Origin of the sequence: Streptomyces sp. NPDC047706, assembly GCF_043204795.1 — a bacterium.
Taxonomy (GTDB): Bacteria; Actinomycetota; Actinomycetes; order Streptomycetales; family Streptomycetaceae; genus Streptomyces.
Genome location: NZ_JBIDCW010000051.1, coordinates 1 through 11416, shown reverse-complemented (window position 1 = coordinate 11416; position 11416 = coordinate 1). Strand labels below are relative to the sequence as shown.

Here is an 11416-nt window from a genome sequence, read left to right as displayed (position 1 = left end):
GCCGCCGCAGCCCTCGTCCTGCTCCAACTCGAATACGACCGCACCATCTGACGATCACACACCGTCATGATCCATTACTGGGAAAGGCTCAGTGGCTGGCGCGGATCATTACGGTGAGGACCGGCGAGGCCGGTGACGGCTGACTCTGACCGATGTCCTTGTACCCCCACGACTTGTAGAGCGCGTGGACCTTTCCGTCTCCAGCAGCCGGGTTGACCATGAGGGTGACGTATGGCTCGTCGCGTGTGGCGAGTAGGGCGTCGTGGATGCGGCGGGCGGTGCCGGTCTTCCGCCAGCTCGGTCGGACGCCGATCTCCTTTAGGGCCACGGCCGGACGCTCGGTGTACTTCTCCGCCGGCATCGGGCTGGTGCGCTGCCAGTAGCGGTCGCCGTGCTCGATGGTGTTGCCGTAGGCGTAGCCGACCGGGTGCCCGTCCGCGTACGCGAGGACGGCCGTGAACCCCGGCTCGGTGCCGTGTCGGTCTAGGCGTTCGCCGAACGCGGTGACCGCGTAGTTCGGCAGGTGGAGGAGCGGGGCGCGCACGTCGGCGTACACGTCGAGAAGGTCGCCGCGGGCGGTGTCGAGGGTGGTGAAGGTGCGCAGTTCGATGGCGGGCGCCGTGGTCATGCGGCCATCCTCCAGGTGGCGGCGTGCTCGGTCCAGGTCCGCACGCTGGAGCTGCCCGGAGCGGTGGCGCGCAGTGCGGCCCCGAACTCCTGCAGCATGCGCGTGACCCGGGCGTGCTGGGTGGCGGCTTCGGCGGGGACCTTCATCGCGGTGGCCGTGGCGGCGTCGGGGGCGCCCTGGGCGAGCTGGGCGTGGGCGAGCCGGGTCGTGGTGATGGCCCGGGAACGGATCATGTGGGGCCGGAGGGCGGACAGGCAGCGGTGGGCGTGGTACTCGGCGGTCGAGTAGTCGCCGAGCGCCAAGTGTGCGGAGAGGGCCAGGGAGTCCAGCTCGGCCTGGTCGTAGAAGGCGAGCATCCACACCGGGCGGTAGTCGGCGGGGTCGGCGCGCAGCATGGCGTCCTGAGCCTGCTCGAACGCTCGGCGGGTGCCGGTGCGGTCCTGGGCCGCACCGTGGATGGCGCCCTGGCGGGCCAGGCCGAGCGAGGCGAACAGAGGGTCTCGGCGAGTGAGGTGCAGGTTGCGGGCAACGTCGTTGGCGGCGAACGCGTCCGCCGGTCGGCCCATGTGGCGGTACATGGTGCCGGCGTGGCTCCAGATGCGGAACTTGATCGCCTGGTCGCCGGACATCTCGGCGAGGGCCTGGGCCTCACGCATGTGCGCCTTGGCGACGTCGTAGCGTCGGCCGTCGATGGCGGCCCACATCGCGGAGGAGCGGAAGGCGGCTGCCGAGGCGTAGAGGTTGCTGCGTACGCGCTGGGTGGCGCTGCCGGCGTTCTGGAGGTTGAGCGCCTCGTCGGCGAGGGCGGCGGCCCGCTGTTCGATGCCGCGTTGTCCGCCGTGACGGTGGTCGCTGGCGATGATCTCGGCGAAGCGCTTGTTGAGGCGGTTTACGTCGCTCATGCCGATACGGCGCGGCGATGCGGTGCCGGGTGCGGCTGCTGCTGCGGCAGCCGCCGCGATGCTGCCGACGAGGGTACGGCGCTTCATGTCGGGGTCCTCCTGCTGCGGTGGGGCCGGGATGGACGACGGCCGGCCCCGTGGCACGAACCCTAAAGCGACTGCGCGTAGTCCGGTGACGTCCTCAAGTGCCCTGCGGGCGGATGACTTTGGCCACGTGACCCGGCCCGCTTTCCATGCCCGGACCGATGAGCCGTCGAGGCCACCAGGGCGTCCGGTCAACCGTTCAATGGCCCTGTTCACGGCCTCGGCGAGGCTGTTGGAGCTGTAGCCGTGTTCGGTCATCCACGCCTCAAGAACGGTGTTGCGGGTGGTGTCCATGCGGGCACGGTAGCCCTCGCTATCCCCGCCCGCCAGGTAAAGGAGAGGTCAAAACACCCTAGGCAGGTCCGTCGGCTGAGCACCCGAACGTCCTAACCAGCCTGCTGGAAAAGGGAGTTATCTGGGTGCTGGTCGCCCACTGCACCCCACAGTGCGGGCGGCTGTTGACGGCCCGGCCCGCCCCTGAGGTTCCCCCGCGGGGGCGGGCCGGGCGCCGAGACGACACGAAGGCTCCACCCCAATGACGAGTCTGAGAAAACCAGTTGAGGCCCTCTCCGCCGGCCATCCCACGTACAGCCAGACCTTCCCGTGCGAGCCGTCCACGGCCGAGCTCGGCCGCGATCTCGTTCGGGACGTCCTCGGTGCGTGGCACCTCCATGGCCTCGCCGACCGTGCCGCGCTGATCATCACGGAGCTCATCGCGAACGCTTCCAGGCACACTCCGTGTCCCGAGATTCGCCTCATGGTTGGGCGGCCGAGCGCGACTCGACTGCGTGTCGGGGTCCTGGACCGGGAACCATCGCGTCTTCCCATACTCAGCCAGGCGGCTGACGACGACGAGTCGGGCCGCGGTCTGCTCCTCGTCGATGCGGTCGCCGACCGCTGGGGCTATGACCTGCACGGCTCGGGCAGACGCCCCTGGGGCAAAGAGGTCTGGGCGGAACTCCGCACCGGGGGCGGCGAGTGAGCATCCCGGCCACGGCACCCTCGCCCCTTCCGGATCTCGCTCGACTCCGGCCCCGCCAGCAGATGGCCATGGACTGCGCCCTCTGCACCTGGCCGCTGGGAGCGAGCGGTCGACGGCTGGGCGAGATACGCCACCGGGGCCTGCCGTTCCAGCTCTGGGCCTGCGCTCCCAACTGCCAGAAGCCAGATCGACCATCCCGACCAGCTGAGAAAGGGGACGCCCTTCCATGGAGTGGCCGTGGATCACCGGTGATTGCTGGCTCGGCTGCGGCCGGACCGGAGTCCTGGTGATCTGGCTCGGCCCGGTGCAGTGGGACGGGCAGCACGCTCCCTTCTATGCGTGCAAGCCGTGCCTTGATCGCCTCAAGGCCCAGGCGTTCGCCTACTTCATGGAGCGGCGGCCGGCGTCCGCTTGATCAGACATCCGGCACACGACTTCCCGGCAGGAGGCAGGCGGCCCGCGAGGGACTTCCTACGCGGAGCACGTCCCCTCGTGCCGGGCGGCCAGGAGCCGTCCGGGGAGCAGCCGTCTGGCAACGCTCCCGTGACGGTACCTGGTGGGCGCTCCAGCCCAGTAACACCCCAACGATTAAGAGGAGTTGAAGCATGACGCGCAGCACCGTAGTTCCCAGCCGCACCGAAGTACGCCCGCAGATCCCCGGGGCGTCGGATGGCTTCGACCTGGACGTCTCTCTCGTCGAGATCGCCGACCCGGCGGGCCTGGTGAACCTGACCGACGACAACTGCGGGTCCACCTGCGGCGCCTGCACCACCAACGTCGCCTGACCCGGACCCCAGGTCACCCTGGCCTGGTGCCGCCGCGTCTCCGCGCGGCGGCACCAGCCCCCGTCCCCTCACCTACGGAGGTACTTGGTGGTTGCTTCGCCTGCAGCGTTCCGCACCGGTTCCGCTGCTCTCGTGCGCGCCGTGACCCGGCCCTCGCTGCCGATCCCTCCATGCCCTGACCTCGATGACCGCTCGCCGAGTGGTTCGTCTGCCCGCGTGGCGTGGCTACGCGCGGCCTGGGCGAACAAGGACGTCACCGAGGCGCTCCAGCACTCCAGCCCGGTCCTGGCCGCGCAAGTACGGGCCCTGTGCACAGCCGAGGATCCCGCCCTCCGGGATGTGCAGCGCGCCGCGCTGTCCGTGGCCCGCTACCTGCTCCGGGCGCAGCACCGGGCCACACCCTTCGGCCTGTTCGCCGGCGTGGCCACCGCGGAGTTCGGCCCGCAGGCGCGGGCCGACTGGGGCGAGGAGCACGTGGCCGTGGGCCGCGCGGGGGCAGAGTGGCTGGCGGCCCTGGTCGCACGGATGGAGTCATGCCCGGACCTCCTCGAACGGCTGCCCGTCGTCATCAACAACACCGTGACGTACCGGGGAGACTGGCTCATCGTGCCGTTCCAGCCCGTCGTTCAGGACGACCGGACTCGCGCGGTCGAGGCGTCTCTGGCCCTGACTGGACCGGTGCGCGCGGTCCTGGCCGCGACCCGGGCGCCGATCCGGTTCGGCACCCTCGTGGACAAACTCCAGGCGGAGTTCCCCGAGGCCAGTCCCGAGAAGGCGCGTCACCTCTTGGCGGAGCTGATCCGGCGGCGGGTGCTGATCACGGGCCTGCACGCTCCGAGCACCGAGACCGACGCCCTCGGGTATCTGGTGGGCCAACTCGACGCGATCGACGCCGGCAGCCTCGCCCCGGTCGCCGAGACCGTACGCGAACTCCGCGCGGTCCGGGCGGGTCTGGAGGAGTGCGCCACGCACGGTGGCCGGGACAGCGTCGCGGCGCGGATGCGAGACCTCGTCCCGGGCCTGCGTCGCCACCCCGTCGCGCTCGACCTCCGTCTGGACGCGCAGATCGTGCTGCCGGAAGCGGTCGCCCAAGAGATCGAGCGGACCACTCTCGTCCTGACCCGCTTGAGCATCCGCCCGTACGGGACCGCCGCCTGGAACGAGTATCACCAGCGGTTTTACGAGCGGTACGGCATCGGCACGATGGTGCCGCTCGCGGAGGTCGTCGCCGACAGCGGCATCGGCTATCCCGACGGCTACCCAGGCGCTCCGGTCGGCGCACGCAGGCCCCGCGTCTCCGCTCGGGATGACGCCCTCGTACGGCTGGCTCAGGCCGCAGCGCTCGACGGCCGCGACGAAGTGACCCTCACGGACGAACAGATTGAGGCCCTGGACGTGGGTCCCGACAAGCCTCGGTTGCCGCCGCACTTGGAGATCGGGGTGCGGGTGCACGCGGCCAGCCTGGAGGATTTGCAGCGCGGGCAGTTCCGGGTGGAGGTCGTCAGCGTGTCCCGTGGTGCCGCCGTCTCCACGGGCCGATTCCTCAGCGTGCTGTCCTCCGCTGACCGCGAGGCCCTGGCCGCCGAGCTTGCCGACCTCCCGGCCGCAGACGGCAACACCATGCCCGCGCAGCTCTCTTTCCCACCCCTGCTCTCCGAGAGCGCCCACGTCACCCGCTCCCCACAGGTGCTACCCACCGTGATCAGCCTTCAGGAGCACCGCGCCCCGCAGGACACCGTCCTGACCCCGGAGGACTTGGCTGTGGGGTGCGACGGCCGCCGCATGTACCTCGCCGTCCCCGAGCGCGGACATCGCGTGGAGGCCGTCGGGATGCACGCGCTGAACCTGCGCACCCACACCCCACCACTGGTGCGGTTCCTCACCGAACTGTCCCGCGCCCAGTGCGCGCAGGTCACCGTCTTCGACTGGGGTGCCGCAACGGCGATGCCGTTCCTTCCACGTGTGCGGTACGGCCGGACCGTGCTGGCCCCAGCGCGCTGGCGGCTGGAAGCGTCCGAACTGCCCGGCCAAGCCAGCCCTCGGGCCGAGTGGGACGCCGCGCTCAGCAACTGGCGTGCCGGGCGGAGGCTGCCGCGCCGCGTCTACCTCGTAGAGGACGACCGGCGCCTCTTCCTCGACCTCGACGAGGCCGGCCACCGTGCACTCCTGCGTCGGCACCTCGACCGTTCGCGCCTGGCCGTGCTCGTCGAGGCCCCTGAACCGGAGGCGTACGGCTGGTGCGGCGGGCGAGCCCACGAGGTCGTGGTGCCCCTCAGAGCAAGCAGGCCGTCGGTATGGCCGCCACTGCCGGCCCCCAGCCGGGCTCGTGCCCTGTCTGCGGCCCAGATGCAGACGCCTGCCGCTTCCTCGGTACTTCTGGCCGCCCTGTACGGCGACCCCCGCCGCCAAGACGTCTTGGTCTCCCGGCACTTGTCCGGCCTCCTCGAACAGCTCGGCAACCCGCCGTGGTGGTTCATCCGCTTCCGCGAACCGGACCAACACCTCCGCGTACGCATCGCTCTCCCCGACGCGCAAGCCTTCGCCGACACGGCCCGAACCGTGAGCGCCTGGGCCGACGAGCTACGAAGCATCGGCCTGCTGGCCGACCTGCGCTATCCCACCTCCTACCGCGAGATGGGCCGCTGGGGCTCCGACACCGCATGGGAGGCGGCCGAGGAGGTGTTCCGGGCGGACTCGCGCGCCGTCCTGGCCCAGCTCGCGCAGCCACAGCGCCCCAGTCAGCGCACGCTGGTGGCGGCCCACACGGTCGCCATCACCTCCGCCTTCCTCGGCACCACCGAGGCCGGGATGCGGTGGCTGATCGACCATGTCTCGCCGACCACACCCGTGCCCGTTCCACGCCCGCAGTTCACCGAGGCCGTACGGCTCGCCGACCCGAGCGACGACTGGTCGGCCCTGCGCAGGGTCCCAGGCGGAGACGCCATCGTGTCCGGATGGGCCGACCGGGAAGCGGCACTCGCCACGTACCGGCCGCACCTGCCCGGCCCGGACACCCAGGGCATCACCGTCGACGACGTCCTGACCTCCCTGCTGCACGTCCACTTCGTACGCCACGTCGCCGTGAACTTCCCGGAGGAAGAGGTGTGCCTCTACCTGGCGCGCGCCGCCGCCCTGGCCTGGACCGCCCGCACCAGGGGGAGGACCTCGTGACTGCCCACCCCACGCTCGGCCTGATCAACGCCATCGCCGCCCAACTCGCCGGCCCCGACACCGTGCCCTTCGGCTCCAGAACGCTGTCCTCGGACCGGCAGCACCTTGCCTACGGCCCGCCCGGCATCGCGCTCCTGCACATCGAGCTGGCCGCGAACGGCCTCGCACCGTGGCACCGCGCCCACGACTGGCTCACCGCCGCCTCCCGGCAGCCGCTCACCAGCGGCCCAGACAGCCACCCCTTCTACGGAGTGCCCGCCTTCGCCCACGCCCTGTCCTGCGCGGCCGACCACCTTCCCGGCTCCTACCAGCGCGCCCTCGACGCGATAGACGCCCAGATCGCGGTCGACGTCGAGCGCCGTCTCGATGCCGCACATCGCCGCATCGACGCCGGAAGCCTGCCGCAACTCGCCGAGTTCGACACCATCCGGGGCCTCACCGGATACGGCGCCTACCTACTACGCCGAAACCCCGGCACCTCCACGACGCGCGCTGTTCTCGACTACTGCGTGCGCCTCACCGAACCGATCACCCACCACGGCGAGACCCTGCCGGGCTGGTGGACGGAGACTGGGCCCTCCGGCAGCCCGGACGACCGATTCCCCGGCGGACACGCCAACACCGGTATGGCGCACGGCATCGGCGGCGTCCTCGCGCTCCTGGCCCTCGCCGCCCGGAACGGCTCCGTCACCGACGGGCACCACGCAGCACTACACACCATCCTGGCCTGGCTGGACCGCTGGAAGGAGAAGGCCGACGGCGGACCGGTCTGGCCGTACTGGGTCACTCAGGGCGAGCTGCGAAGCGGGCGTCTCGCCCCCTCCGCGCCCCGGCGGCCGTCCTGGTGCTACGGCACCGCCGGCCTTGCCCGCGCCCAGCAACTTGCCGCGCTGGCGCTCGGCGATGCCAGCCGCCAGATCGACGCGGAGAACGCACTCGTGGCCGCCCTCACCGATCCCGAGCAGCTGAAGGCTGCGACGGACAACGGTCTCTGCCACGGGTTCGCCGGCCTCGCCCACGTTGCCGCGCGTACGGCCGACGACGCCCGCCCCTCGACCGCGGAGAAGCTCCGCGCCGCGATCCCGGCCCTCCTGGCTGCGGTCATCCCACCGGGCACCGACCCCGAACTCACGGCCACGGCGCTCATCCAGGACGAGGAAAGCGGCCCCGGCCTACTCGACGGCGCCGCCGGCATAGCCCTGGCGCTCCTCGCGCCCAGCACCGCCTCACCACCCCGGTCCGCCTGGGACGCATGCCTCCTCATCGCCTGATCCACCGACCGAAGGACCTCAATGCCTCCCGACCGCTGGCAGCAGCACAACATCACCTTCGTCGACCGCGAGATTGCCCAGCGCACCATCGCCGAACGCCTCGGCCCCGCCCTGATCGAGGCGGAGGCCGACGGGCAGCTCACCGACTGGTGGTTCATGAACAAGCAGCCCTGGCCGCTGCGTTACCTCGCGGACAAGCCCTCACCAGCCATCGAGTCACTCCTGAGCGATCTCATCGGCGACGGCGTGGCCGTGTCGTGCCTGCCCTGCGCCTACGAGCCCGAGACCGACACGTTCGGCGGCCCGGAGGCCATGGACTCAGCCCACGAACTGTTCCACAGCGACTCCCGCCACCTGCTCACCTACCAGCCGAGCCCGATGCACCTGGGACGCCGGGAGACCGCCGTCCTGCTGACGAGCGTCATGATGCGTGGCGCTGGGCTCGACTGGTTCGAACAGGGCGACGTATGGGCGAAGGTCGCGGCCCTTCGACCGGCCATCACTCCACAACCACCGGAACGAGCCGCCGAACTGGCTCCGGCCATGCGCAAGCTCATGACCGCCGACGCCCACCGCCTCTGCCGCCCGAACGGCCCACTCCACGCGCACGAGGAATGGGTGACCGCCTTCGAACGGGCCGGCACCACGCTCGCAGACCTCGCAGCCCGCGGCCCCCTCACCCGCGGCCTGCGAGCCGTCATCGCCCACCACGTGATCTTCCACGCCAACCGCGCCGGTCTCCTCCGGGACGACCAGAGCGCCCTGTCCCACATCGCACGAGAGGTAGTCATGGGAACGAGTGACCACACCGAGTCGCCCGCCGACGCAACGGCCGACGCCGATAGCGTCGGCGCGGTGAACACCGACACGATCACCACCCCCACGGCGGACGCCGAGCGCCTCCGCAACGCCCTGGTCGACCAGCTCCGCGCGGACGGACACGCCCGCACGCCCGCCGTCGAGACCGCGTTGCGGACCGTACCCCGCCACGTGTTCGTGCCCGACGCGTCACTCGAAGACGCCTACGCCAACGCACCCGTGCACATCAAGTACGACACCGACGGCACGTCCATCTCCTGCGCCTCCCAGCCGGGCGTCGTCGCCCTCATGCTCGACCAACTCGACGCCCAGCCCGGCGAGCGCATCCTCGAACTCGGCGCCGGCACCGGCTACAACGCCGGTCTACTCGCCCACCTGGTCGGCAAGAGCGGACACGTAACCACCCTCGACGTCGACGACGACCTCGTGGAAGGCGCCCGCACGCACCTCGCCGCCGCCGGGATCACCAACGTCCAGGCCGTGACACACGACGGGGCGCTCGGCTACGCCGAAACAGCGCCGTACGACCGGATCATCGCCACCGTGGGCGCGCACGGTGTGCCGCACGCCTGGCTGCAGCAGCTTGCCCCCGGCGGTCGGCTTCTCGTCCCCCAGCGCCTCAAGGGCACGGTGTCCCGCTCCATCGCCTACGAGCAGCGTGACGGGCGGTGGGTGTCCCTCGGCAGCGAGATGAACACCTTCATGCCGCTTCGGCGGGGCATCGCCGACGACGACCGCCGAGTGATCCCGCTCAGCACGGACGGCACCGTACGGCTCCAGGCCCCCGCCGGCCTCAACATCGACGCCGACGCCCTCGCAGGTGTACTCGACCAGCCGCGCACCGAGGAATGGACTGGCATGACGGTCCAGGCCATGGAGTCGCCGGAGTGGATGGAACTGTTCGTGACCTGCGCCCTTCCCTCCGGCCTGATCCGGATGCTGTTCCCTCAGAGCGCCAAGGGCACTCTGCTCACCGAGGATCCCTACCCCTCGTCGACCGCCGTCGTCGACAAGGGCGCCGTCACCTACCTGGCGCGGCGGCTGTCGGAGAAGAGGACCCGCGAGGGCGGAAAACTCTGGGAGTTCGGCGTCATCGGCCACGGTCCCGGCAGCGACGAACTGGCCGCGAAGGTCGCCGACGCCATCCGCACCTGGGACCGCGAATACCGTAGCCGCGAAGCCACGTTCGAAATCCAGCCCCTCGACGCCCCCAGCATCGAGCGGTGCCCCGGCCTCTTCGCTCTCGACACCCCGCTGAACCGCATCGTCGTCGACTGGCAGTGACGCCCCACGTGTAGCGGACGGTGCCCGCCGACGCACGGCCGGCGGGCACCGTCGCCTCACCAGTTCTCACTTATGCCTGGGGGACCCATGGACCCGCACGGACCCACAGCCCAACGCTTCCCGCTCGTTGCCCGATTCCGGCCCGCCTGCCTGCCTCTGCCCGAGCGTGTGCGCGCTCTCGTCGACCTGGCCGACACTGCGGTGAACAAGACCGACCAAGGGCTCGCATCAGCTGTCTACAACCAGGCCGCTCTCGTAGCCTCCGATCTCGACCTTCCCGACCTCGCACGCGAGATGTGCCACCAGCACGCCGCCGCCTACCTCCACGCCTGCCCCCTGCCCGGCATGAGCGCAATCCGAGGGCTGGAACCAGTCGTCAACCTCGCCCGCCTCAAGATCCGCGCGGGCCGCGCTGATGAAGGCCGCCAGCGACTGCTCAACCTGCATGGGGCCGTCAAGGCGGGCGTAGATGCTCGGTTCGAGGGTGTCGCGGTACCGGCCGACCTCACCGCGACTGACGAGGACCGCCACGAGGTCCGTGCGTGGCTGTGGCGCGTGCTTCTCGCCGACGGCACGCGCACACTCACCACCAAGGGACGCTGGGCCGAGGCCCTGACATACATCGAAACTCACCGAGGCGTAGGCAAGCGGATGCTCGACGGGCGCCAAGTCGCCATACTCGCCGCTCTCGTTGAGGGCGACACGGCACGGGCCGCTGTCCTCCTCGCCGACACGATGCCTGGCGATCCATGGGAGCAAGCCGTTACGGCATGCCTGACCGTCCTGTGCCGCCGCGACGCCGGGCAGACGGTCGACGGCCACCTGGCGGACCTGGCGGCCGACTATCTTGAGCGCCGGTCTGAACCTGGGATGACTGTCTTCGATGCCCGGCTCGGCCTGACCGTCCTCGACGCGATCGGTTCCGCTGACTCGCCCGCCGCGCACCGCATCGTCGAGGACCTCCACCGCAGGACGACGGAGGCCGAAGACGGCTACGCGGCCCGCGAGAACCTGGCTCACCCTCTGTTCACTGCGATCGCCACGGACCGGCAAGTACAGGACTGCCGTGCACTGGTGCGTTCCTGCGCCCTCGGGACAGGGACCATGCCGGACGAGTTGAAGGGCGAACTGACGGCGGCACTCCACGCCAGCGACAGCGTGATCCGGGAAAGCCTTGCGTGCCCTTCAGATCTCGGGTGTGCTGCCCCTATGGAGAGAGCCTGATGGACGCACGAACCTGGGAGCTCGTCGAAGGGCTGGAGCTACGTGCCCCCAGGTTGTCCACAAGGTCGTGATCAGCGCCGTCGTGTGCGCTGCGGTTGCGGGGCTGGGACGGCGGCTGCCGGGTGGGCCGGGGCGGTGGGGCGCTGTGTGGTGCTCCGAGCCTGTGCTGCTTGAGAGGCCGTATCTCTATCGATCATGAGCGCGATGCGATCGAAAACGACGGTGGGGGCGGGTGAATTTGGCCGTTCCGTGCATGAAGGCAGGGC

The 11416-nt window shown here is 70.6% G+C and carries 9 protein-coding genes; 7 read left to right on the top strand and 2 right to left on the bottom strand.

Annotated elements, in window-relative coordinates; genetic code table 11:
* Positions 1-88 precede the first annotated feature (88 nt).
* Both ACGF8A_RS34165 and ACGF8A_RS34160 read right to left on the bottom strand, forming a co-directional pair.
* Positions 89-628: a GNAT family N-acetyltransferase gene (locus tag ACGF8A_RS34165; protein ID WP_393114662.1), complete on the bottom strand. Its 540-nt coding sequence runs from the start codon at positions 626-628 to the stop codon at positions 89-91.
* Entirely contained in the window at positions 625-1908 is a 1284-nt protein-coding gene (locus ACGF8A_RS34160; RefSeq protein WP_393114660.1) for an XRE family transcriptional regulator, read from the bottom strand. The genes ACGF8A_RS34165 and ACGF8A_RS34160 overlap by 4 nt, the downstream gene beginning before the upstream one ends.
* 241 nt (positions 1909-2149) lie before the next feature.
* Between ACGF8A_RS34160 and ACGF8A_RS34155 the strand changes: the two genes are divergently transcribed.
* The 7 genes from ACGF8A_RS34155 to ACGF8A_RS34125 all read left to right on the top strand — a co-directional run bounded on the left by ACGF8A_RS34155 (position 2150) and on the right by ACGF8A_RS34125 (position 11150).
* Positions 2150-2596 carry an ATP-binding protein gene (locus ACGF8A_RS34155; protein WP_393114657.1) on the top strand — a complete coding sequence of 149 codons (447 nt, stop codon included), beginning with the start codon at positions 2150-2152 and terminating at the stop codon, positions 2594-2596.
* A gap of 226 nt (positions 2597-2822) precedes the next feature.
* Complete coding sequence (locus ACGF8A_RS34150) at positions 2823-3011, top strand: hypothetical protein (protein WP_393114655.1); 189 nt, start codon at positions 2823-2825, stop codon at positions 3009-3011.
* A 190-nt stretch (positions 3012-3201) separates the two neighbouring features.
* The gene (locus tag ACGF8A_RS34145) at positions 3202-3381 is read left to right on the top strand and encodes an FxLD family lanthipeptide (RefSeq protein WP_016825826.1); all 180 of its coding nucleotides are present in this window, start codon (positions 3202-3204) and stop codon (positions 3379-3381) included.
* A 216-nt stretch (positions 3382-3597) separates the two neighbouring features.
* A complete protein-coding gene (locus tag ACGF8A_RS34140) occupies positions 3598-6552 on the top strand; it encodes a lantibiotic dehydratase (RefSeq protein WP_393114653.1) in 2955 nt (984 codons plus the stop codon).
* Positions 6549-7823 carry a lanthionine synthetase C family protein gene (locus ACGF8A_RS34135; RefSeq protein ID WP_393114651.1) on the top strand — a complete coding sequence of 425 codons (1275 nt, stop codon included), beginning with the start codon at positions 6549-6551 and terminating at the stop codon, positions 7821-7823. Before ACGF8A_RS34140 ends, ACGF8A_RS34135 begins: the two co-directional genes overlap by 4 nt.
* Before the next feature lie 21 nt (positions 7824-7844).
* A complete protein-coding gene (gene fxlM, locus ACGF8A_RS34130; RefSeq protein ID WP_393114649.1) occupies positions 7845-9926 on the top strand; it encodes a methyltransferase, FxLD system in 2082 nt (693 codons plus the stop codon).
* Between the two features lie 87 nt (positions 9927-10013).
* Complete coding sequence (locus ACGF8A_RS34125; RefSeq protein ID WP_393114647.1) at positions 10014-11150, top strand: hypothetical protein; 1137 nt, start codon at positions 10014-10016, stop codon at positions 11148-11150.
* Positions 11151-11416: the final 266 nt, after the last annotated feature.

Excerpts from the sequence above, each read along its gene's own strand:
- ACGF8A_RS34165 (WP_393114662.1), bottom strand. The coding sequence starts at position 628 with ATGACCACGGCGCCCGCCATCGAACTGCGCACCTTCACCACCCTCGAC.
- ACGF8A_RS34160 (WP_393114660.1), bottom strand. The coding sequence starts at position 1,908 with ATGGACACCACCCGCAACACCGTTCTTGAGGCGTGGATGACCGAACAC.
- ACGF8A_RS34155 (WP_393114657.1), top strand. The coding sequence starts at position 2,150 with ATGACGAGTCTGAGAAAACCAGTTGAGGCCCTCTCCGCCGGCCATCCC.
- ACGF8A_RS34150 (WP_393114655.1), top strand. The coding sequence starts at position 2,823 with ATGGAGTGGCCGTGGATCACCGGTGATTGCTGGCTCGGCTGCGGCCGG.
- ACGF8A_RS34145 (WP_016825826.1), top strand. The coding sequence starts at position 3,202 with ATGACGCGCAGCACCGTAGTTCCCAGCCGCACCGAAGTACGCCCGCAG.
- fxlM (WP_393114649.1), top strand. The coding sequence starts at position 7,845 with ATGCCTCCCGACCGCTGGCAGCAGCACAACATCACCTTCGTCGACCGC.
- ACGF8A_RS34125 (WP_393114647.1), top strand. The coding sequence starts at position 10,014 with ATGGACCCGCACGGACCCACAGCCCAACGCTTCCCGCTCGTTGCCCGA.